General features: G+C 54.5%; 17 protein-coding genes and 1 pseudogene. 3 read left to right on the top strand and 15 right to left on the bottom strand.

Translation table 11 applies throughout. The features are described from left to right. Positions 1 to 60: 60 nt before the first annotated feature. The 9 genes from AC2TF6_RS12550 to AC2TF6_RS12510 form a co-directional block, all read right to left on the bottom strand. The gene (locus AC2TF6_RS12550; RefSeq protein WP_491311287.1) at positions 61 to 1,773 is read right to left on the bottom strand and encodes a (2,3-dihydroxybenzoyl)adenylate synthase; all 1,713 of its coding nucleotides are present in this window, start codon (positions 1,771 to 1,773) and stop codon (positions 61 to 63) included. Further along, entirely contained in the window at positions 1,770 to 3,095 is a 1,326-nt protein-coding gene (dhbC, locus tag AC2TF6_RS12545; RefSeq protein WP_491311286.1) for an isochorismate synthase DhbC, read from the bottom strand. The genes AC2TF6_RS12550 and dhbC overlap by 4 nt, the downstream gene beginning before the upstream one ends. 23 nt (positions 3,096 to 3,118) lie before the next feature. Continuing rightward, complete coding sequence (locus tag AC2TF6_RS12540; RefSeq protein WP_491311285.1) at positions 3,119 to 3,928, bottom strand: 2,3-dihydro-2,3-dihydroxybenzoate dehydrogenase; 810 nt, start codon at positions 3,926 to 3,928, stop codon at positions 3,119 to 3,121. Between the two features lie 54 nt (positions 3,929 to 3,982). Beyond that, positions 3,983 to 4,849: an alpha/beta hydrolase gene (locus tag AC2TF6_RS12535; protein WP_491311284.1), complete on the bottom strand. Its 867-nt coding sequence runs from the start codon at positions 4,847 to 4,849 to the stop codon at positions 3,983 to 3,985. A gap of 199 nt (positions 4,850 to 5,048) precedes the next feature. Then, positions 5,049 to 6,044, bottom strand: a complete 996-nt coding sequence (locus AC2TF6_RS12530; RefSeq protein WP_491311283.1) for an ABC transporter substrate-binding protein — start codon at positions 6,042 to 6,044, stop codon at positions 5,049 to 5,051. Positions 6,045 to 6,089: 45 nt separating this feature from the next. Next, a complete protein-coding gene (locus tag AC2TF6_RS12525; protein ID WP_491311282.1) occupies positions 6,090 to 7,316 on the bottom strand; it encodes an AraC family transcriptional regulator in 1,227 nt (408 codons plus the stop codon). Positions 7,317 to 7,435: 119 nt separating this feature from the next. Continuing rightward, entirely contained in the window at positions 7,436 to 9,940 is a 2,505-nt protein-coding gene (locus AC2TF6_RS12520) for a WG repeat-containing protein (protein WP_491311281.1), read from the bottom strand. Positions 9,941 to 10,262: 322 nt separating this feature from the next. After that, positions 10,263 to 12,026 (bottom strand): dihydroxyacetone kinase subunit DhaK, encoded by a 1,764-nt coding sequence (dhaK, locus tag AC2TF6_RS12515; protein WP_491311280.1) that lies wholly within the window; start codon positions 12,024 to 12,026, stop codon positions 10,263 to 10,265. A gap of 97 nt (positions 12,027 to 12,123) precedes the next feature. Beyond that, a complete protein-coding gene (locus AC2TF6_RS12510; RefSeq protein ID WP_491311279.1) occupies positions 12,124 to 12,549 on the bottom strand; it encodes an SRPBCC family protein in 426 nt (141 codons plus the stop codon). A gap of 296 nt (positions 12,550 to 12,845) precedes the next feature. Between AC2TF6_RS12510 and AC2TF6_RS12505 the strand changes: the two genes are divergently transcribed. Then, the gene (locus tag AC2TF6_RS12505; protein WP_491311278.1) at positions 12,846 to 13,766 is read left to right on the top strand and encodes a phosphotransferase family protein; all 921 of its coding nucleotides are present in this window, start codon (positions 12,846 to 12,848) and stop codon (positions 13,764 to 13,766) included. 182 nt (positions 13,767 to 13,948) lie between these two features. Here AC2TF6_RS12505 and AC2TF6_RS12500 read toward each other — a convergent pair whose 3' ends face one another. Beyond that, the gene (locus AC2TF6_RS12500; protein WP_491311277.1) at positions 13,949 to 15,790 is read right to left on the bottom strand and encodes an SgrR family transcriptional regulator; all 1,842 of its coding nucleotides are present in this window, start codon (positions 15,788 to 15,790) and stop codon (positions 13,949 to 13,951) included. Positions 15,791 to 15,915: 125 nt separating this feature from the next. On the opposite strand from AC2TF6_RS12500, the gene AC2TF6_RS12495 reads away from it, so the two are divergent. Continuing rightward, complete coding sequence (locus tag AC2TF6_RS12495) at positions 15,916 to 17,160, top strand: MDR family MFS transporter (RefSeq protein ID WP_491311276.1); 1,245 nt, start codon at positions 15,916 to 15,918, stop codon at positions 17,158 to 17,160. 163 nt (positions 17,161 to 17,323) lie between these two features. Here the strand turns inward: AC2TF6_RS12495 and AC2TF6_RS12490 are convergent. From AC2TF6_RS12490 to rihC, 5 genes and pseudogenes are all read right to left on the bottom strand, one after another. After that, a pseudogene (locus AC2TF6_RS12490) lies at positions 17,324 to 17,743 on the bottom strand (DJ-1/PfpI family protein); the annotation flags it as partial. Positions 17,744 to 17,890: 147 nt separating this feature from the next. Continuing rightward, positions 17,891 to 19,114 (bottom strand): NupC/NupG family nucleoside CNT transporter, encoded by a 1,224-nt coding sequence (locus AC2TF6_RS12485; protein ID WP_491311275.1) that lies wholly within the window; start codon positions 19,112 to 19,114, stop codon positions 17,891 to 17,893. A 4-nt stretch (positions 19,115 to 19,118) separates the two neighbouring features. Beyond that, positions 19,119 to 20,009 (bottom strand): ribokinase, encoded by an 891-nt coding sequence (rbsK, locus tag AC2TF6_RS12480; RefSeq protein WP_491311274.1) that lies wholly within the window; start codon positions 20,007 to 20,009, stop codon positions 19,119 to 19,121. A gap of 102 nt (positions 20,010 to 20,111) precedes the next feature. Continuing rightward, positions 20,112 to 21,470, bottom strand: coding sequence for a C4-dicarboxylate transporter DcuC (gene dcuC / locus AC2TF6_RS12475; protein WP_491311273.1), 1,359 nt, complete (start codon positions 21,468 to 21,470; stop codon positions 20,112 to 20,114). Positions 21,471 to 21,499: 29 nt separating this feature from the next. After that, a complete protein-coding gene (rihC, locus tag AC2TF6_RS12470) occupies positions 21,500 to 22,423 on the bottom strand; it encodes a ribonucleoside hydrolase RihC (RefSeq protein ID WP_491311272.1) in 924 nt (307 codons plus the stop codon). A gap of 246 nt (positions 22,424 to 22,669) precedes the next feature. On the opposite strand from rihC, the gene AC2TF6_RS12465 reads away from it, so the two are divergent. Beyond that, positions 22,670 to 23,653, top strand: a complete 984-nt coding sequence (locus AC2TF6_RS12465) for a LacI family DNA-binding transcriptional regulator (protein ID WP_491311632.1) — start codon at positions 22,670 to 22,672, stop codon at positions 23,651 to 23,653. Positions 23,654 to 23,749: the final 96 nt, after the last annotated feature.

The raw sequence follows: 23,749 nt of genomic DNA, 5'->3' as shown, positions 1-23,749 counted from the left end.
CCTTGTCAGGCTCTATAAAGTTAGCCGGGCTATCCTTGTCCGATGACCCGCTGTGCGAATCTAGCTTTTAACTCCGGCTTCTTCCAGCAGCAAATCCGCAATACGCTGGCGAAGCTCCTTCTTGCTCACCTTGCCGACTCCCGTCTGGGGAAACGAGTCGATGAATTCGAACCGGTCCGGGATTTTATAAGCGGCCAGGCCGCGGCGGCGGAGGAAAGAACGCAGTTCGTCGCCCCCCGTATGAGGATCCCTCGACAAAATAAAAGCGCAGGAACGCTCGCCCAGAAATTCGTCGGGCATCGCCACGATAGCGGCGTCCCGGACGGCGGGATGGGCAAGCAGATGGTTTTCCACTTCCTCCGTGCCTACTTTGTCGCCCCCCCGGTTAATCTGATCCTTGGCTCTACCTTCCACCACGAGATTCCCCTCAGGGGTCAAACGTGCCAGGTCTCCCGTCCGGTAAAAGCCGTCCGGCGTAAAGCTCCGCGCATTGTGCTCGGGGGCTTTGTAATAGCCGCGGATGGTATAAGGTCCCCGGGTCAGCAGATGACCGATTGTTCCCGGAGCCGCCGGACGATCCTCGTCATCGAGAATAAGCACTTCGTCAAGCGGTGACATGGGTCGTCCTTGTGTGCCCGTAATGACGCTTTCCGCATCATCCAGCCGGGTGTAATTCACAAGACCTTCGGCCATGCCGAAAACCTGCTGGAGCGTGCAGCCCAGCTCGGGCTTGACGCGCTTGGCCGCCTCCTCGCTGAATTTGGCTCCGCCTACTTGAAGAACCTGGAGCGGATGAAGGTTTTCGCCTCTCGTCCGGGCGGCTTCCAGCCAGACAAGCGCCAGCGGCGGAACGACGGCCGCAATGGTGCACTTTTCCTGCCTGATCAGCGGAAACACCTCGTCCGGACTGCCCGAACGCGCAAGCACGACCGTGCCTCCGGCGTACAGAGTTCCGAGCGCCCCGGGCGAGCTCAGCGGAAAATTATGCGCGACCGGCAAAGCGGCCAGATATACGCTGCCGCCGTCCAGCCCGCATACTTCCGCACTGCGCCGAAGACTGTATATGTAATCGTCGTGCGTACGCGGAATAAGCTTGGGAAGCCCTGTGCTTCCGCCGGACAATTGCAGAAAAGCGGTGTCTCCGGGAGCAGGCCCTTCATCCCGCGTATCCGGCAGCTCTTCCGGACCATCGGATACTTGCCCCTCGGATCTATCCACCTGTAAGGGATGTAATTTACCCGGAATAGCCGGAATTTCGTGTACGTACGTTTCTTCCAGACTCTGATGATCGCCCGGATTTCCGGCTACGAGTACGTGACGAAGGCCCGGAACTTCGGCTTTCACTTCCGAAGCCAGCGTGCGGTAGTCGAAGCCGGCGTACTTGTCGATGGTGATATAGGCCGCCGCTTCCGAATAGGAAGCGATATGAACAATCTCGCTCCGGCGATGGAGCGGCAGTGCAAAGACGGGAAGAGCGCCAAGCCGGAACAGCGCAAAAATCACATCAAAGAAAACCGGCACGTTCGGAAGCTGCACGACGACCCGGTCGCCTTTCCGGATTCCGAGTCTTTTCAGACCGGCAGCCAGCCGGTCGGCGTTCAAATCCAGCTCGGCGTAGCTGACACGCGATTCACCGCCGACAATGGCGGTCCGGTCCCCATGAGCGGCGGCGCGTTCGCGTAGCATCCCGCCGAACGTTTCACCGCGCCAGCAGCCCGCTTCGCGGTACTTCCGAACGAACTCGTCCGGCCAGTACGGATAATCTTCGCTCATACGCTTTTCCCTCCCCCGCCGCTTCCCGTCTCCGGGTCCATTCCCATCGCGAGAAGCAGCGTTTTGAGCTTCGAGGAGGTTTCGGCCAGCTCGGCAGCGGGGTCCGAACCTTCGACAATCCCGGCGCCCGCGTATAAAGTCACGGCATCTTCCCCGATCTCCGCGCAGCGGATCGTCACCGCCCACTCGCCGTCACCCGCCGCATCGCACCAGCCGACCATTCCGGTAAAATACCTCCGGTCGAACGATTCGAGCTCGCGGATGGCGGTTCTCGCGGGACCTGTCGGGGTGCCGCACACCGCTGGCGTCGGGTGCATGGCGACCGCCAGTTCAAGGGAACTTGCCGCCGGTTCCAGCAGCTCTCCGGTCACCTTCGTGGACAGATGCCACATCGTTTTGGTCCCGATGACCGAAGGCTCTGCCGGTACATCGAGCTTCCGGCAGTAAGGCCGGAGCGCGGAGGCTACCGCTTCGACCACAACCGCATGCTCGTGGCGGTCTTTGGCCGACAACAGGAGGGCGTCTGCACGCCGCTTATCCTCGGCGGGATCGCTGCTGCGGGCGGCCGAGCCTGCCAGGGGGTTGGCCGTGACCAGCTGGCCCGAGCGCGCCACAAGCAGCTCCGGACTGGCGCCGATCAGCGTGTGGGCGGCAGAAGCCGGCGCCGCGCCTTGGCCCGGTCCGGCGTTGTGGCCGCTGCCGGCCGCTGCAGATTGCTGCCCCCGCAAAGGAACGGCAAACGTGTAGCCGCGCGTGTTGCCTGCCGCGAGACGGCGCAGGAGACGTCCCGTTTGAACGGGCGGGCAATTTTCCAGCCGCAGCGAACGCGACAGGACGACCTTGCGCAGTTTGCCGGACCTCAGCTGCTCCAGTCCTTTTCGCACCGCCGCCTCGTAATCGGATTCCGTTGGAAACGAGACGATGTTGAAGGTTCCGCCAGCGGCTTCCCCGGCAAAAACAGGACGGTCCGTATCGCCCGCAATCTCGGCAAGGGCCTCCTCCGATTCCGGCAGGGGACCCGCCCACAGGGTCTGCAGCGGAACGAACAGTTCGGGTCTGACACCGCTGTTCACGGTGAACGGAATCGCGCCGACGATAACGGGTTCGGCGGCATTCCCCGCACGGACACCCGTCAGCAGGTCCGCGACCCGGCGGGGCAGCCGCTCCAGGTCTTCCCCTTTCCCGTCAACGGAAAGTCGGACAAGCTCTCCTTCCGCAAGCAGCGTTCGACGGGGCGAGCCGAAATAAAACGCCGAGCCTTCGCTGTATTTATCAAGCAAGTCGGCCGGGGATAACAATTTTTCCTTTTGTCCCAGCATCATGTTTATCCACTCCTTTTTATCTGTCAGCGGCCGAGCGTGGCTCCGCCGTCGATTCGAATATCGTGAAGCGTTATATGACCCGCCTGATCCGACGAGAGAAAAGCCGCGGCCCAGGCGATATCCTCCGGAGTCGCCAGCTTTCCGAGCGGAATACCCAGCTTGTACAGTTCCGGCGACCCCGAAATCGTCTTGAATTCCCCGCTTTCGTCTTCCCACATGCCCCGCTGCATCGGTGTGTCTGTCGATCCCGGGGAAACGATATTACAGCGGATTCCCTCCGCGGCATGTTCAAGACCCAGGCATTTCAGCATCATGGCCGCGGCGGCTTTGGAAGCGGCGTAGGCGCTCATGCCGTAACGCGGCACGGTCCCCGCATTAGAGCCGATCAGCACGATCGACCCCCTGCGGCGCTTGGACATGCGGCTGATGACGGAGCGGCACACATAGAAGGCGCCGGTCGTGTTCACGGCGAATGTCCGCTCCCACTCCTCGTCGCCGAGCGTTACGCCGGTTCCGTGCTGCAGCACTCCCGCCGCATGCACGAGTATATCGACCGGGCCCTGCTCACGCTCGATACGGGCAATGACTTCTTCCACGCTCCTGCCGTCCGACACGTCGGCCGTATAGGCTGCGGCGGAAGCGCCCGAGCTTGCCAAAGCTTCGACTGCGCGCTCCGTCTTCTCGCCCTGGCGGTCTACGGCGGCTATCACGGCGCCCAGGCCCGCAAGAACGGCTGCCGCCGCTTCACCGATGCCTTGGGCGGCTCCGGTCACGACGGCAACTTTGCCGGAGATTCCCGTGTACGGCGCACCTGCAAACGGGCTTTCTTTCATCCTTCAATTCGCTCCCTTCCATTGGCTGTATTCCGGCTGCTCAGCCCGCTTTCGTCACGGGCGGGAAGCGAATCGCAGTCCTCGGCTGACCAGTCCCGGCAGGACGGAGACATGCCCTTCCTCTTCGAACGAATGCCACTGTACGCTTAAACCGCGGCTCTCCATGTTAGAGAGCCTGCCAGCCATCTCTCTCGCCATCCCGTAATTGCCCGAGGGATGCGCATTTTCCAGTTCGCCCATCGCAATCAGCGCCCGGATACCCGAACTTCTCTGCAGCGAACCCGCGTCAAGCGCAGCCGTAAACAGCTTCTCCCGCACGTCAAGCCATTCGCGGTTCCAATGGATAGACGGGCTGCCGGCGATATAGGTACGGAAATATTCCGGTCTTGTAAAAAGCGTATGCAGGACGAACAATCCTCCAAGGGAATGACCCATGATCGTCTGATTCGTAATGTCGACGGGGTACTCCCTAGCGATGACCGGTTTCAGCTCTTCCTGAATGAAATCGAGGAAGGCAGCCGCGCCTCCCTGCTCCGGAAGCACAGTTCCGTCCGGCTTGCGCGTATACTTGGCTGTCTTTTCCGGCGTGTAATCGAAGTATCGCTGCGGATGAAACGGTTCGTCCGTCGGATACCCGATGCCTACGACAAGCGCCGCTTTGACGCCCGTCACTTCGGGACGTCGGCATTGAACCCGCAAAGCCTCCGATACGGTGGCAAATACCGAATTGCCGTCCAGGACATAAAAGACGGGGTAGCCCGTCGCAGGAGGCGGTCCCGGCGGAAGTGCTGTCATAATCCGGTAAGAAAGATTCGTTCTGGACGAACGCATCACCCGCTGTTCGGTGTTCGGAATCTCCACGCCGCTATACGCCGTCTCTCCCTGAAATGTTCTGCGGGGTGTTTCCACACGTGAAACCATTCTTTGCGGCCTCCTAATAAAGAAATGTAATCAACCATTAAGTGATATTGATAATCATTTTCATTTAAAATTATATAGGCTCCTCTCTCCCCGGCACATGGAAGAAATCCGGAATTTATTTGTTCAAAATCCATTTTTAGCAAATACGTTTACAGAAAAAAAACCGGGTCCGGGCTAATCCCGAACACGGTTCACTCAATCATTTTGCAATCAGCTTGACCACATCGTCGATCATCATTTCGTCCGCAATCATTCCGCTTCCCAGCCAGTATTCGCTGTTCACCTCATAGGCGTGTCCGGCCTGGACAGCCGGAATCTTTTTCCAAAACGGACTTTCGGTGATTTCTTTCATCCGCTCCGTCCCCTGGCCGTATTGGTTCATCATAAATATGTAATCCACATCCAGATCCGGCAGCACTTCAAGCGAGATGGCCGCGGAGTTTTTGCCGTCCACCAGCTTGGACATTCCGAATCCGAGCTTATCGTGGACGACCGCACCGGCCAGATATTTGCCGCCCATCAGGCTTACGCCTCGGCTCGCGAAACGGATAACAGCGGCCTTTTTACCCGGCGCAGCCTGCTGCAGCTTCGCTTTCGCTTCCTGCACTTTCTTATCGTGGGCCTGCAAAGCTTGCTTCGCTTCTTCGGTCTTGCCCAGCAGCTCGCCGATCTTGCTTAGTGAAGAAGCCGGGTCGCTTGAAGCGTTTTTGAATACATACGTCGGAGCGATCTTGGAGTATTTCTCGTAAACTCCGTTGGATGCGTACGATTCGGTTTGCAGAATAATCAGATCGGGCTGAAGTTCGGTCACGACTTCCGGAGAAGGGGCACCGCTGGAAAAATCAAGCTTGGGCACCTGACTCAGCTTTTCCTTCAAGTAACTGTTGCCTTGTCCTCCCGCAGACCATTGGGCGATCGGGGTCACTCCAAGCTTTGTGAGCGAATCTTCCAAGTAAGGCGCAAAGACCCGTTTTGGAGAAGCGGGCACTTTGACGGTATGGCCAAACTCGTCCGTAAACGTCCGTTCCTGTCCGCCGGCCGCACCGGTCGGTGCCGCCGAAGCGCTTGTGTCTCCCGCTTTGCCGTCAGCGGATCCCGCATTCGGATTAGCTCCGCAAGCGTTCAGCATCAGAGCGGTGCATATAACGGCGAGCACCTTCACCGTAACGATTTTATTCAAGAATTGATTGCGCATAACTAAGCTCTGCCCCCCTATGATAATGATTCTCATTCACAGGAATTATAAGTCAGCGGGAGGGCTTCCGCCATGCACATGATCCAGAAAGGCGTTTGGACATTTTCCCGTAAACAGCAGCATCGCTTCATCCAGCATACGTGCGACGGCGACCGGGGAGTATTCCAGCCAAGGATCGGCCGATATGGGATAAATGCTTCCCGAACGGACCGCTCCGATCGTTTTCCACTCGGGTGAATGCTGAAGGGCAAGCCAGTAGGCCCTCGACTCCGATTCCGGGCAGACCAGGACAAGAATCCGGCTTGGATCAAGCGCTTTGATATCTTCCGGCCGGATCGGGGCGGACTGCTTACCGGGTGAGACCTGCCGCAGGTTCAAATCTTTGAAAAGCACATCCTCCATTCCCCGGTTCGTGTAGGAATACAGCCCTTTGCCGTAAAGCCTCACGATCAGGATCCGGTCACTTCCAAGCACCCCTTCCGACTGAATACGGGCCTCATCCGCAAGCTTGTCGTAGCCCCGGATCCACTGCTCCGCCTCGTCGGTACGTTTCAGAAAAACCGCGATAAGGCGCAAATACTCCCGCCAGCCAAGCTCACGTGAAGTCGGGACAAAAAGAGCGGGCGCGATTTTACGGATCGTATCCTGCTGCTCGTCGCTTAATCCGTCCCCGGCCACGACGGCATCCGGCCTCAGGCGTGCCATCAGATCCGCATTTTCCTCGAAAGTTCCCGTAATATAAGGGTCCGTCAGCTTCAGCGCGTATCTGATTTTTTTCCGGTACGAGTAGTAATAATGAGCCGTCCACTTGGGATCAAGCGGAGCCGCCAGCGGCGTCAGGCCGAGTGCGATCAGATACCCGGTCATGTCGGGGGACCAAGCCGCGATCCGGTGTTTCGAACTTCGCGCGAACTCCGTAGGAGACATGCCCACTTCCTTTTTAAATTTCCGGCTGAAGTAGTATTCGTCCTTGTATCCCACACGCTGGGCGATTTCCCTCAACAGAAGCGGTTCGGGCTCGGACAAATAACGCTTGGCCCGGTTGATCCTCAAATCGGTCAAATAGTCCATGGCACTCTGGCCGAACGTTTTTTTGAACAAATCGACAAAATATTTCGGACTGACATGAACGCGTTCGGCAAGCTGCCGGACGGTCAGCTGCTCGTGATAATGCGAATCCATATACACCCGGATGTCAGTCAGGTATGGTCTCGTGGCCGCCGCGCGCTCTCCGCGACCTTCGATGCGTGCCGCTGATTTGCTCGGCTTCATCTGCATTCCCCCTCATCTGGGATTTAGATTAATCGACGTCGTGATTCTCCTGCTTCTCTCTATTTTAATTTAAATGATAATGATTATCAATGATAACAAAAAAAGAAAAACGTCCCCCTTCAAACATGGAACGCTTTCCAAAATTCTCCCTCCCGGTCGACGATGGCGCCAATCCGGTCAAAAGGGATGGTAAAAGTCGGAAACCCTGCGGCATACGGGCCAATATCGTACGGAAAAAAATAGAGATGAAGCGCATTCTCGGTCACATAAAACGGCTGATCCGGTTTAATACCCTTATAGCTGTCCGTAAACACGTACGCATATTGCGGGTCTTCTTTAATCTGCCTGCCCACGATACCGCTGAGTATACGGACATAGTCGCTTCCCGGTTTAAACAAATCTTTAAGCGCATACATGCGGCCGTTCTCCAGGTTAAGGATCGCATACGTTTTGGAAGGCATGCCGTGGGCGGCGCCAAACGGGTATTTGTACCCGGTCAGCTCCAGCTCAAGCAGTTTTTCCTTGTAAAAAGCGACCTCGAAATCGCCGGAATACGAATAATCAAGCTTCTGATCCCCGGGAACCGGCTTCACCTGGCTCAATTCCTTGAGCTTGGTGTTGACACTCCGCTGCGCCGTCTCGTCCTTCATTCCTTCGACCTGCGGATAGTAGACGAGATAGTCCCGGTTCGGCTTATATTTCTCTTCTCTTACGGCGTAAGGCGGTGTTAGGGGAATGACCGTGTTCTGATGCCAGATCACCTTGCCGGCCCGGTTCAGATAAGCCAGCCTGCGATCGGTGTATGCTTTGATCAGTCCTCCCCGCTCGAGCGTGAGTGTGCCGCTTCCATCCACTTTCGGATAGCCCGGCGCCGGTTTGCCGCTGCGGTTGATGAAATAGGTTTGTTCAGCTCCCGCCACCGAAGCTAAACCGTCCTTGAAGTCGGAAACCTCGTCGTACAGGAAATCCGACAGCTGCGCTCCGTTCCTGTCCACGATCGCGTAAACCGAACCGAGGAAAGGCTGTTCGGGATCTAACGCCCTGCCGAGTGCAAACCGCTTCTCTCCCAAATCCCGGATGTCGTTGTAGGCCGGCTTGATCACATACCGGCCCGCTTTGTCGATGACGCCGTATGTCCACTTGTAGTCTTCCGCCGTATTGACCACGGCCCTGCCGTCATGGAAGGGCAGGCCCATCGTAAAGGACGGCGTAATAACGATTTTCCCCCGCTCATCGATGTAGCCGTACTTGCCGCCGGAAGTTTGCTGAAACGCAAGAAGGCCGTCTCCGTGCGGTCCGACGTACGCGTAAGGGTAGGACGCCAGCTTGCGGCCATCCGGAGCGATGAGCGCATAGTCGCTGTCCCTGATTTTCACGACGGCCCGTTCGCCGTTAAAATCGTTCGCTTCCTCGTACTGCGCAGGAATCACCTCTCTGCCCTGCGCATCGAGATAGCCGTATCTGCTCGTTCCGGTATCGCCGCTTCCCCCGCCGGTGACATAGAAAACGGCTCTCCCGTCCTCCATATTGGCGATAAACGGGTAGGCACGCCCGGTCAGAACTTTACCCCTCTCGTCGATCAGCTTGAAGCCTTCGCTGTCGATGACAACCGCCCGCCGACCGGAAAACGGATTGATCGAATCGTAAACAGGCGGCACGACAAAGTGCGCCGACCGGTCGATCAGGCCGTATTTCCCGTTCCGTCCGACGACGGCGAGTCCGTTCCGCTGGAAATCTGCGGCGTCCTCGTACATCGGCCGGATCGCCAGCCTTCCTTCCGGATCGATGTAGCCCCATTTCAGTCCGGACGTTGTTTTCAATGAAGCGGGAAACAGGGCCGGCATCCGGGCTTGGGGTGATCTGGCGAGCGCCGCCAAAATGTTCAACCGGAGCTCCAGCAGTTTGTCACGCGAAGGAAAAGGATTCGGAAAAGACAGCGCCTTCCGGACCGATACCAGCGCCGCCTCCGGCAACCCGGCCCGGTACTGGGCGTCAGCCAGATAGTACCAGTAAAACGTATAATCCGGATGCTGCCGGGTCATCGCCTCGTAGTACCGGACCACACGCGGAAAATAATAGGGATAGACATCCGGCGCCGGCACAAACGCCCCGTTGCTCCACCTCAGCACTTGGACGCGGTAGGCTTCTCCCGTATCATGAATCCAAAGCGCCACTTCGGCTTTTCCGTCACGCCCGGCAAGACCCGGCATATCCCCCACTTCGATATAACTGTAGCTCATGTCCGCGGGAGCGGCATCTTTAAGCCCTTCCGGCGTCCATTCGTAAACCGACAGCTTCGACCAAATGGAACCGATCTGCCAGCCTACGAGCAGATTGTTGAGACCGGCCCGCAGAACGGGGGCGGACGACAGCAGCGTTACGGCGTAGCCGGTTCCTTTTACAGCCGCCGCTTTCTGCCAAACGCCGTCCCGGTCAGTCAATATAAGCAGGTACATTTCTCCGTTTAACCGGTAAACCGCCGCAATTTCCGGTATACCGTCTCCTGTTAAGTCGGCTGAGTGAATCGCAGTGTGCGGAGAGGGTTTCTCTATCGTCATCAGTTCGGCCCCTTGCGGTAAAAACCCCGATACAAGCGAAGTCACCTGCATCTCGTCAGCCGGCATAGGCGATCCTCCTTTTTCCCGTTTCTTCGCCTAATCGTATGCGTTCCTCCGGCAGATATGCTTGCAAACGGTGAAATTCGTTTTGGGGAAGTTTGGGCGCGGGCAACGGCAATGAAGTTTGGTTCCATAGACGGTCAGTACATCCTTTCGGTCGCGGTGGAATCTGGACGAACAGCATAGACTGAATCGCTCCGTTATACGGAAAATAAGGATCTAGAGCCGCATGGCAGCTAGCTAGCGGGGCCGATGCAAAAAAAGAACCGGCCCCCTTGAAAAGGGCCGGTTCGTTAACATTACGTAAGGACGGTATCTTTCCTTACGATTATTTAAGCGCTTTGGCGAGGCCGGTGAAAATAACCCCCAACGCATGCGCTCCCGCATCGGGATAGCCGATACTCCGCTCGCCGACGGTTCCCGCTCTGCCCATCCGGGCGACGATCGCTTCCGTCTTCTTCGCTCCCTCTACCGCAGCTTCTGCGGCTGCGGCTCCGGCCAGCTTCAGGTCCGTGCCTGCGGCGGCGCTCGCCTCCCACGAGTCGGCGTAAGGAACAAGCGCATCGATCAGCGTCTTGTCACCGACTACCGCTCCCCTGCCGAACGACCTTTCTCCTGTGTCCTGAATTCCTTTGACCGCGGCTTGCAGCATTTCAGCGATATCCGCCGCATCTAGACCGGCTTTGCCTCGGACGCTTCTGCCCGCCGCCCGGAAAGCCGATCCCCAGATCGGGCCGGAAGCGCCGCCGCAGTGCTCCATTATAATCAGGGAGCAGGCATCCAGGAACGATCCGATGTCCGAAGCCCCGGCGGTCAGTTCGTTCCATTCCGTTTTCAACTGCCTGAAGCCTTTGGCAACGCTCATGCCGAAATCACCGTCTCCCGCATGCGCGTCCAGCTCGCAGAACGGCACCTCGTTTTCGATAATGATTTCACTCATCGTATCAATCAGATAGATCATATTGTCCAAAGACAGCCGGCCGTTATGAATAACAGCGCTCTCTTCCGGGGTCACAACGCTGAAGGAAACCGGCTTGTCCCCGAGCGCCTCCTCAGCAGGAACGACTTCCGCGAAGCTCGCAGGCTCCGTATATTCACGGACAGTGAGAGCCGGTGTATCGCATTCCGCGCGGAGCAGGTTTTTCAGCTCGTCGTCCAGCATCATGAAGGTGAGCGAGGCGCCTTCCATATCGATGCTGGTCATGTAATTGCCGACAAGCACTTTATATACGGCAACATTCCGTGAGGCGAGCTCCCTTTGTACGGAATGGTTAAGCAGATAAAGCTCCTGCAGCGGAGTGCCTCCGAACCCGTTGACCAGCACCGCCACTTCCGGCGGATTATTTTCGTCTTCGGGGAGGCTCTGCAGCAGCTCGGCTACCATTCTGCGGGCCAGGTCATCGGCCGTAAGCACACTTTCACGCCGGATACCGGGTTCGCCGTGGATGCCCACCCCGTACTCCATTTCATTCTCTTCCATGGAGAAAGTCGGGCTGCCTTTGGCCGGTACCGTGCAGGACGACAAAGCGAATCCGATGCTTTTCGTACGATCCACGGCCTTCTGCGCCGCCTGCTTTACCTGCTCCAGGGACATCCCCGCTTCCGCGGCCGCGCCCGCTATTTTATGTACGAGAACCGTTCCGGCAACCCCTCTTCTCCCGACGGTGTACAAGCTGTCTTCTACGGCAATATCGTCGTCCACTTTCACAAAATCGACTTGTATGCCGTCTTCGCCCGCAAGATGCGCCGCGTTCTTGAAGTTCATGATGTCGCCGCTGTAATTTTTGATAATGAGAAGCGTTCCCTTCCGGCTGGCGGTTGAACGGATCGCCTGATACACCTGAATCTGGGACGGAGAAGCGAAAACATCGCCGCAGACCGCGGCATCCAGCATCCCGTTGCCCACAAATCCCGCATGTGCGGGTTCGTGCCCGCTCCCTCCGCCGCTGATCAGCGTCACTTTATCGGGACGGATCGTTTTTTTGCGGATGATCGTATATTTACGGTCAAACTCCAGATTCGGATGAGCGAGCACAAAACCGCTGCACATCTCTTTAACCAGGTTTTCCGGCTTGTTCATAATTTTCTTCATCGTTCCGCTCCTCTCGTGACCTATTAAAAGAATTGGCCTGCCTAATTCCACAGGTAGTAACGATTGGATTACAAGCCTTGAACGCATGCCTGAAAAATCAGTTCCCTTCGACGAGTTTTTTGAGTGCAGAGAGCACAGGTGAAACCTCATCGTCTTCCGTTACCCCGCTGCCGGCGTCCGGACGGTTATCCGTCTTCTCGATCGTCAACGTAGTCCAGTCCCCGTCATCCTCCAAAAGATAGCTCATGACGAAGTAATTTTCCGGCCTGTCTTCCAACCCGGGGCGAGGCGCGAAAAGCGTATACCGGATCAGCCGGTCAGGCACGATTTCCTGTACGGTTCCCCACTGCTCGAAAACTTGCCCCTCCCACTCGTTACAGAAACGAATCTCGCTGCCCGGCCGCCAGTCCGTCACAAGCTCGCTTCCATACTGCCACTGCTTCACGAGCTCGGGGCGGGTAAGCGCGTCCCACACGTTACCTGCGGGTGCAGCGATTTTGATGCGGGAAATTTCCTTGGCCATCATTTTTCCTCCTCAACTTTCCTCCTCAAATAGTAACCTTACCCACAAACGGGCAAATCGCCCTCGCCGGGTTCCAAAACCTTGTGAACGCTGCCCTGTCGGTTGGGTCATCGGTTGTGGGCAAGCTTGTATATGCTGCTATTATACCAATTCCGCCCTGTATTCTGTCCAGCAAAGCGGGGCCTCATAGCGCCTGGTTTTCCATGTACTTTTCAGGCAAAAGAACGTACGACAAATGAAACGAAGACTTTCAGACGCGCGTACTAGTAAAATCTAGTAAAAAGGAGCTGCCCGCAATGAAAAAAGCACAGCCTTATCTGGAAGCCATCCGGCAGCGTTATCCCGAGTTGCCGCTGGACACGGCGGAAAAAATCGGAGCCGGGCAAAACAACGACGTTTGGCTCATAAACGGCCGGCTGATTTTCCGGTTCCCCAGATACGAATCGGCCATCCGTGACATGGAGAGAGAAGTCGCTTTCCTGCTTTACGCGGCGGATCATGTATCGTTAGAAATTCCACGACCGGTTTTTATCCATGCACGCCCCTCACTTAAAAAACACCCCTTTATCGGTTACAACAAAATTGCGGGAGAACCGCTTGAAGCCGATCTTTTACAGGCCGAGGCGTCAAATGAATCTCAGGATGAACACGTTCCGAATGAAGCATTTCTGCGTCATATAGCCGGACAGCTCGGTGATTTCTTGCACGACTTGCACGGACTGGACACGCAGGGTCTGGCGTGTGCGCAGCATGAACCCGGGTATGACGGCTACCGCAAATGGTCGGATATGTATGAACGCATGCAAAGCCGTCTTTATCCGTTCATGAAACAAGGCGCGCGTACTTGGACAGACCGGCATTTCTCCGCGTTTCTCGGCTGCAAAGAGAACTTCGAAATCGCCCCTTCGCTCATTCACGGGGATTTCGGGACTTCGAATATTTTGTACGAGCCCGCATCCAAACGGGTAAGCGGAATTCTTGATTTCGGCTCGGCCGGCCTGGGAGATCCGGCAGTCGATTATGCGGCTTTACTTGCCTCCTACGGGGAATCTTTCTTCCGGCTTGTTCTGGATAAAAACCCGGAAGCCCGCGAAATGCTGAGCCGGATAATCTTTTACAAGGGAACGTTTGCCCTGCAGGAAGCGTTGTTCGGCGTGGAAAACGAGGATCCCGAGGCGCTGAAGAGCGGACTGGAAACGCTGGAAGCGCTGGAGTGAAGCCAAAAAAGCATTTTCAATTGTTGGGATCAGCCGCTTCCGCCACAAAAAAAGAAGAACCTGAGAAAGGTTCTTCTTTTTCTCAGCGTATCTAACGTGACGTAAGTTTCCTCTTGCTTTCATCCAAACCCGCGTCTTGTTCATGAATGCAGATCCAGCTTTGAAAAGGCTTTTTAAATCGTTCAAGACAAAGCCGCAGCTCCTTTATTGAACCAGATATGATAAAAATCGACCCACCCGTAAGAGTTGAATCTCACTCCGCGGACGGATTGGTGGAAGGCGGTGTTCGTCGTTTTATGAACGAGGAACAAAATCGCGTGGGTCTGACGAATCCACCGCTCGAGCTGCGCAAATCTCGCCCTCCGTTCCGCCTCGCCCGGCTCCCGCAAAATCGCGGCCGTCTCCCGGCGGACGACCTCTTCCGTCGCGCTGTCCCACAGGGCAGCAAAATAATTGTTCTGAAGATATACTTCCAGCTCGCGTACCTCGTCGCCTCCCAGAACAATTCCGTAAAGCTGGCAGTCGTAGCGCTGCAGCGAAGCACGGTCCGACCATTCCTCCGCGTTCCGGACCCGGATTTCAATGCAAACGCCGAACGTACGGGCGCGTGCCTGAATCCAGCAGGCGTCTTCTTCGTGATGGGAATACGTGACGAGTTCCAGTACCTCTCCGGAATATCCGCTTTTCTCCAGCAGCGCCATAATTTCAGATCGGCTCTTCACGGGATAAAACGCTCCCTCTCTCTTCCCCATATCTTCCTGCGGATGGAAGCCTCCGGCGGGACATAATCTTTCGCCTTTCAGATCGGCGATCAGCGCTTCCCGGTCGAGAATATGATGAAACGCTTCCCGGAACAAGGGATGATTGTGGGGGCCGTTTTTCCTTTGGTTGAAGACGAGCATGCTGCTGCAGCTGAATATGGTTTCCATGTTGCACCATCCCCTTCCCCCGCTGACCAGAGCCTCCCGCCTCGCGCTGGATGTCTCTCCGTGGGACGTCATGATGGACGTCCAGTCGGGCTCTTTCAAACGGCCGGACTCCTCCGGCGGAAAAATGAGCACTTCCACGCGGTCCAGATGGGCCCGGCCCCGGAAGTGAGCGGGGAAAGCTTCCAGCACGCATCTACCCTCATTGCGGCATACGACCCGAAAAGGTCCTGTACCTGCGGGCATCTCCCCAAATGCGGCCTCGTCCCGGCGCACAACATCCTCCGGTACGATTGCGGCCGCGATCGTACACAAAAATCTCAGGAACAAGTAATTCGGTTCCCTTAGACGGATGACGACCGTTTTCCGGTCGGGAGCGTCCATCCGCTCAATGTCCCGGAACATCCACCCGCTGTCATAACGGCCGGGATCGTGCTTGAGACGATTTAGCGTAAACATCACATCTTCCGCCGTAAGTTCCCGGCCGTGATGGAACAGAATGTTTTTTCTCAAATAAAAGGTCCACTCTCTGGCGTCCGCACTGCTTTCCCAGGAATGCGCTATGCAGGGAATAACCGTCTGCAGCTCTTCGTCATATTCGACGAGGGTGTTGAACAACTGCCGGGCCATATGACAGTCGAAGGCATAGTACACAAGTCCGGGGTCCAGCGTCGTAATCGAGCGAAAAACGGGCATACAAAGCGTCTCCTGCGGGGAATCCGGCATTCCTGCTGTCGAGAAACCGATACCTTCGGAAATCCAGTCCATAAACCGGTCCTTGACGGCGGGACCGCCGAACCGGTTCATCAGCTCCATCGCTTCATGAACCTCCCCCCGCTCCGTGCGCCGGCGGACTTCCTCCAGCAGAAGCTCGTCGGAATCCAGCACGAGGGTCAGCTTGGATTTGTTGCCGCGGCCCCTGCCGGGCTGCCAATCGATCCATCCCTGCTCACACAGCGTGCGGACGATCAGCTTCACGTAGCGGGGCGTGCAGTGCCAGATACCGGCCAGCTCGTCGACCGTAACGGGAAAAGGCTTCTGCGGCTCCCGGTCTCTGAAAAACAGCCGGAGTTCTAAAAAAGGCAGCACGGTCTGCATGTTCTCGTTCCTCCGTTTCGATAAATCCGTTATAAAAGGTGAACTGATTCCATCAAATCATACACTTTTCATCCCCTTTTGTGTAGCTATACTGAACATAACGACAAAAAAGAAGGGTGATACTCATGAAAGCGAAAACGACAAAACGATTCCGTATTCCCTCCTTTCACCCCGTCGCCTGGGGAGTCATTATCGGGACTTTCCTGTCCCGGACAGGTTTTTTTATGACGATTCCGTTTCTCGGCATTTATCTGGGCAAGGTCAAAGGCATTGATCCCGCGACGATTGGAGCCATTCTCGCGGTAAGCTTGTTCGTGGGCACGCTGGGCAGTTTTGCCGGAGGCGCGCTGTCCGACCGCCTGGGCCGTTATCCCGTGATGATTGCGTCGATGGCGGCCTGGAGTCTGGTGTTTATCGGCTTCGCCTTCGCCGATGCGACCTGGCTGTTTTTTGTCCTCAGCGCTTTGAACGGGCTGTTCCGGAACGTGTTCGAACCTGCTGCGCGTGCCCTGCTGGCCGATGTGACACCGGCCGAAAGCCGCACGGAAGTGTTTAACGCACGCTATTTCGCCATCAATATCGGCGGTGCCGTCGGGCCTCTAATCGGCCTGAAGCTGGGCATCGGGGGCACGTCGTCCCTGCTGCCTTTTCTGGTCAGCGCCGCTATCTACGCCGTGTACGCCGCGCTGCTCCTCGTCTTTATGTTCTCCTTCAGGCATCTGCTCCAGAGCAGGGATGAGCCCGGCGCGACCGTAAAGCAAATGATGAAGATTGTTTTTACCGATAAGGTGTTTCTCTATCTGCTGCTCGGCAATTTTTTCGTCGCCGGGGCTTACTCGCACCTCGACACAACCTTGTCGCAGTACATCGGCCATGACCGGGTAGCGCTCTACTCCAGCCTGTTTGTCGTCAACACGTTATGCGTGCTAGTCTTGCAGTATCCGTTGACCCGGTTTATGAAGCGCTACACGTCCCTGACGGCGCTGAAAACGGGCTGCCTCCTGTTCGGGGCGGGACTTTTCGGTTTCGGCCTCTTTGAGAATACGGCTCTGCTCTTTCTCTCGATGATTGTGTTCACCATGGGCGAGATTCTGTGCTTCGTCGTCGGGGATGTGCTCATTGGCGAAATAGCTCCCGAGCGTCTCCGGGGCGCCTATTACGGAGCCAGCGGCTTCGCATTCCTGGGGCAGAGCCTGTGCGCCTGGATCGGCGGGCTCCTGCTGCAGGGACTGGGCTTCGGTCAGGGACCGGTCATCTTCGGCATTTTGACGCTGCTCGCGTTCGCCGCATTTCCGTTCTTTCACAGAGGACAGCAGCTTCGTGAAAATCCCGAAGGTGCCAAACCCTCCGAACTATCCGAGTCTTGCTGACGTCGCAGCGGGAAGAACGCCCCCTTAACGGGTGCGCCTTCCCGTTTCTCTTTGGCGTCTAAGCGTCCGCAGACGAAATACAGCAAGCCGTTCTCAGGCGTTAAGCCCGGGAACGGCTTTGCTGTATTTCAGCGTTTAAGCGCCCGACTGAACAAGTCCGGCCTTACGGAGATGTGTAATAGGGATAATGCATCTTCGTCTGCACTTCTTTCGCGAAGGCCGCATCCGTCAACGATTCTACCACATACAGCCCCAGGTCCAGAGAAGCAGACACTCCTCCACCGGTGAAAATATCCCCGTCCCGCACCAGACGGTTCTTGACGACTTCGGCGCAGTAAGGGGCGAGCAGCCCGTAAGCGGACGGATTCGTCGTCGCTCTCCTGCCTTCCAGAAAACCCGCCGCCCCCAGCAGCAAGGAGCCCGTGCAGACGGACACTTTGTACGGAACCGGAGCGGCCGTTTTTATCCAGCTTATAAATTGCGTGTCATTTCTTAACCTGCGGGTCGATAAGCCTCCCGGGATGAAGATCAAGTCTTATTCCGACAAATCCGGTTTAACCCGATGAATCTTGACCGTCATACCGTCGAACAAAACAAACCCCATGCAGAAGACCCGTTAGCTTTCACTCGCTGGAGACAGCGACCATGCCGGGCGCATAACCAAAAGCATTGCAGATTCTCATGTCGAGATTGCAATGCTTCGATGACTTTCCGTTGACTTTTTTACTTTCTACATAAACATGCCGGCGATCGTACCGCTTAATAGATTAGCTAGTGAAGCTGCAATCACTGCCTTAAAGGCAAGACGTCCCACTTCAGTACTTCGTTCAGGAGCTAACGATCGCATTGAGCCTAACAGGATCCCCATGGAACCGATATTCGCAAATCCGCAAAGCGCGAAGCTTACGATCGCAATCGTCTTGGGTGACAAATGCTCCATTTCCTTAGCAAACGAACCAAAGGCGATCATTTCATTCATGACGAATTTCTGCCCCAAAAAACTGCCCGTTATCGTAGCCTCGGACCAAGGAACGCCGATCACAAATGCGAGCGGAGCAAATAACCAGCCCAGAATCATCTGAAGCGACAAATCTCCGTACCCGAACCAGCTTCCGACCCAACCAAGCAGTCCGTTTAGAAGCGCTACCATAGAAATAAACGCGATCAGCATGGCGATAATCTGTACCGCCATCCTCATCCCTGCCGAAGCGCCTTTCGAAATAATATTGATGAGGTTATCCTTCGTTTCCGGATCTTCCTCTTCAAGTTCGTGAGAGCCAGCCTTTATCGGCGTATCGGTTTCCGGAATCATCATTTTCGCAATGATGAGACCCGCTGGAGCCGACATCAAGCTCGCGGACAATAAATAGGCCATCGGAATGCCTAATGCAGCATAGGCAACCATGATTCCTCCCGCGACGGAGGCGAGGCCGCCGACCATGATCGCGAACATCTCTGACCGAGTCAAGGACTTCATATAGGGTTTGATCATGATCGGAATTTCCTGCAACCCTAGAAAGATATTCCCTGCGGCCGCTAACGATTCCGCGCGGCTTGTCTTCAGTAATTTGCCGAGCCCTCCGCCAACGACCCGCATGAAGAACTGCATGATGCCGAATCGGTATAGAATGCCGATCAGTGGCGTAATAAACACAGCCAGCATCGCTGTGCGAATGGCGAATATATTACCCGTCGGCTGCGTCTTATCCGCCAAGCTTCCGAACACGAAGGAGAGACCTTCGTATCCGTAATGGAATAAGTTCGTAAACCCTTGGGATACGACCTCCAGCGCCTGCTTGCCGATATCCCATTTGAGTACGATATAACCGAATAACATTTGAATTCCAAGACCAACGATAACTGTACGATAATTAATCTTTTTCTTATGGTCAGACATCAAATAGGCAATCCCCAAAATAACCATGCAGCCTACAAGTCCCCATAAAATGCTCATGTTATCAGCTCATTTCTGCTAGTTCGTAAGCATAGGGGATGGATTGAAATGCGCCTTTGCGCTGGACAACTATCGACGAGAAACGGCTGGCAAACTTGACCGCCTCCGCGACATGCCCGAGCTGCTTCCGCTCCTGTCTTCGCAACTTTGTGCAAAAGGACCCTATAAAGCTGTCGCCGGCGGCAGTCGTATCGATCGCGGCAACTTTTTCGGCAGGAATGGATAAATTGCCGTCAGGGTGACAAATAAGGCTGCCCCGATCACCGAGTGTGACGATTACGCATCCTACGCCTTGCTCAAGCAGAGTCGCTGCTCCTTGCACCATATCCTGTTCGCAGTTCGTATCGCAACCGGTGATCATGTGCATCTCGCTTTCGTTCGGGATGAGGAAGTCCGTGACTTGAAGCAGCGCCGGCGGAATCGCCTTGGCCGGCGCCGGGTTCAGCACCGTGACCTTCCCTTCTTCCTTCGCAATTGTAAAAATATGCTGGATGACTTCGATCGGCACTTCGAATTGAGCCAAAATGACATCGGATACTTTGATAATTTCTCTGGATTCCTCTATATCCTGCGCTGTAATGGCCATATTCGAGCCGGCGCTGACGACGATCATGTTGCTGCCGCTGCTGCTGAATAGGATCAAGGCTTCTCCCGTAGGCAAATCCGGATTTACGCCGACATGTTCGGTATGAATACCTTCCTGCTGCAAGGTAGAAACCAATTGCTTGCCGTATTCATCCGCCCCGACTTTGCCGATAAAGTGTACGGAAGCTCCAAGCCGGGCCGCCGACACGGCCTGGTTAAATCCTTTCCCGCCGGGACCGACAAGTTTCCCCGATGCAAATAGGGTCTCTCCTTCGTGCGGGAGGGATTCCAGCAATAAGCTGGAATCCATATTAATACTTCCTAGTATGCATATCTTTTTCATTTTTCTCTCACTCCGATCCTTTAACACTCTCTATATTAAATGTTCTTACACAGCGATCATCGTTACCGCTTAAGAGAACATCACGTATGACAATACCAGCGTACTGATGATGCCGACTATAATCGGAACAGAGGTCCGCTTGATAACTGCCATCGGGCTTTTCTGAATGATGCTGCAAACGACAATGATACATGCAGCCACCGGCGAAACCGAACGCACGAGGTTCGCGATCAACTGCATCGGAATCGACAGCATCGCCCCGTCAATGCCTACGTTTTGCGCAATGGCGGGCAGCAATCCGACCGAGGCGTAGAACACCGCAAGTCCGCCGCCGCTGATCAGACCGATGAGGGCCGTGATTCCCGAGAAGGCAAACATCAGGATCATGCCGGCGCCATTCAAATCTTTTACCGAATCGGTCAGCATATCTACAATGCCGAGCGCCTTCAGGCCGTCAACAAGCAAGCTTGCGGCAACAAGCAGCGAAACAACCATCGCAAGCCCGTCCCCCATACCCCGGAAGAACACCATCAGTTCTTCGAACACTTGCTGAATTTTACGTTTACGGATCATTTCGACAACGACTGCAACGATCAGCGAAATAAAGGTGATTTCAACAAGACCGATTTTGATCGATTTAACGAAGATACCGAATACCGTAATCAGGACGAGTGGAAGAATCGGAAGGAAGCCATAATAAGTTGGCGGCAAATCCTTGCGCAGCGTTTCAAGTTTCGATTCGTCGATTGTATCGGTTTCCGGATGTTTCTTATCCATATATTTCTGCCAGAAATAATGCGCGAAGGTCATCAATATAAGCGTCGGAATCGAAATGACGGCATGGTACTTCATGACGTATTCCATTAAATCAATGCCCAGCGTCTGAGCGGCAATGACATTATCCGCGCCCAGCGGTGTCGGGATGATCGTCGCTGTTGTCGCAATAACGGCACCTGCCGTCAATCCGGACATGCCGATTCGCTTCAAAACCGGATACAGCGTAGCCATGAGCAGAATGGCAAGGCTCGAAGCACTCGGAACCACAAGCGATAGCAGGTTACCGACTACGAAAATGACTGGGACGAGCACATAGACCGATTTAATTCCGGATAACGGCTTCATCAAGGTTTGAACGGTCACTTCGTTAGCGCCAATTTTCGTCATATAGGATGAGAAGCCGAATAATACCATGATCGTCATACCGATATTGCCTAAATTGCTTATAAAATTATTTGTAATCGACTTCATCGGGTCAAACCATCTGGAACCCGTCGCCGCTTCCGCGGGTAAAACGCTATGTCCCATAAATACAGCACCGTATAAGAGTACAATTCCTGCAACGAACAAAACAACGGTGGCATTGACTTTCTTACTGATCATCCAGCCTGCAAGCACGACCACGATCAAGCCAAATATAAGTTCTGTCAAGTCGAGATCTCCCCTCTAAGTTGTTAGATTTATTTTGCTTTCGCAATACATTCGATCGCCCATGCACGGAATGCATCAACGTCAATTTCGAGGCAAACGTTTACATTCGGTTCTTTTTGATAGCGGTTATTTTTATCCACAATCGTAGTGCCGGCAGTGTAAGCACCCGCAGTCTCAACGTCAACGAAGTATTTCTGCGTTTTGAACAATTCAGGCTTAACGACATAGGCGATCGCGCATAAATCATGCATTTTCAGCCCCGTCTTTAAGCTGCCGCCGCGATAATGCTGGAACATGGAATATAGCATGTTGCCGGTTTCATTCAAATCGCGAATCTTGACCACATTATCCGGTGTCAAGGTTGCCTTACTGGTTACATCCAAACCGACCATTGTAATATCCAAGCCTGAGGCAAAAACCATCTTGGCCGCTTCCGGGTCCGCGTAAATGTTGTACTCTGCCGTCTGAGTATGATTCCCTGCAGACGCCGAACCGCCCATCAAGACAATCCGTTCAATACGTGATTTGAGTTCCGGGTACATCGCCAGGAACAAAGCGATGTTTGTCAGCGGTCCGATCGGCACGAGCGTTATCTTCTCCTCGCTGCGCATAATCGTCTCGCGAATTGCATTGATGGCGTGTTCAGGATGAATGTTAGTTGTTGGCTCTGGAAACTCGTATCCACCCATGCCGGATTCCCCATGAATGTGACTGCTGTCCTCATACGGCATACAGAGGGGTTGTTTTGCGCCTCTGGCAACAGGAGTGCCTGTACCGAAGAACTCGATCAGCTTAAGCGCATTTTGGGTCGTTTTGTCAACGGATACGTTTCCGGAGACGGTTGTCAGCAGCTTGACGTCCAGCGATTCATGGTGCAGGGCTACGCCAATCGCAACCGCATCGTCAATTCCGGGATCCGTGTCAATAATAATAGGAGTTTTTCTTACGCTCATTCTGCTCAGCATCCTCTCGAATTGCAAAATTAAACCTTTGGCTTATTCTTCCCTAACAGCTAATAAAATAATAACAACGGAATGTGTAACCGGTTACCTATTTCGAGTTTATGTTAATTCAATACGAAACTAATGTCAACAAGAAGATCTTTGTAAAACCTGCATTGACAATCGTATACCGATACAGTAAGATAATCATATTTATTTGTGTAATCGATTACACCTTAATTAATGGGAGATGAGAGCATCGCAACGATTCGAGATGTTTCTAAATTAGCCGGAGTTTCCGTTGCTACCGTTTCTCGTGTCATTAATCAGAAAGGTTATGTTCACGAGGATACGTTGCAGAAAGTTCATAAGGCCATTAAATTGCTTAATTATATACCGAATGACGTCGCGCGCAGCCTCTCCAAGAAGTCGACCAAGACTATTGCGCTGTTCGTTCCCGATATTACCAACCCTTTCTTTAACGAGCTTGCGCTTGCCGTAGAGAAAGTAACCCAGATGTACGGATATACAACGATCCTATGCAACACCAATGAGTCGGCCAAAATCGAAAGACAATACATCCAGAACTTAAAGCAGAAATATATCGATGGATTCATCATGGCAACCAATACCTTAACGGAGGAGGAAATTGACCGGCTCGATATCCCTATGGTCGCTGTGGACCGCAGCAGCTCTCCCGTCGTCCCCACCGTCACCTCGAAGAATCGGGAAGGGGCTCACTTAGCCGTGCAAGCCTTATTGCAGCAAGGATGCAACAAAATTGCGCATATCCGAGGGCCTAAGGGCTTGTGGATTGCGGAAGAGCGGTGCCAAGGGTACCTTGATTGGGTTGAAAATATGTCATGGTTTACACCTAAGCTTATTGCCAATGGGAATTTCCAGTTAAAAGAAGCGACTGAAGCTGCGAAAAAGCTGTTCAAAGAGCATCCCGACATTGACGGGGTATTCGCCGGTAATGACCTGATGGCAATCGGTACGCTCCGCGCATTGCAGGAGCATGGTATTCGTGTGCCGGATCAAGTCCAAATAATCGGCTATGACGGCATTTCGTTAGCTGAAATGGTCTTCCCTGAATTATCAACGGTATCGCAGCCTATCTATGAGATGGGCATGCTCGCCGCTCGAATTCTGATCAAGAAAATTGAACAGAAACATTTGGATGAGGAAAACCACCAACTGGAGGTAAAGCTTATCCAGCGTGGAACTACACGACACGGATAATCCTAAGGCTCAGATCGACTCAGGTTCGATGGGAGGCTTATTTCTCCACTTTTTTAAGCGGGTTTGACCAATAAAATTGACTGGTTGAGGGTTAAA

The sequence above is a fragment of the Paenibacillus sp. JNUCC 35 genome, assembly GCF_058269095.1.
Note: the sequence above shows the minus strand (reverse complement) of the source record. Positions and strands in the feature narration are given on the sequence as shown.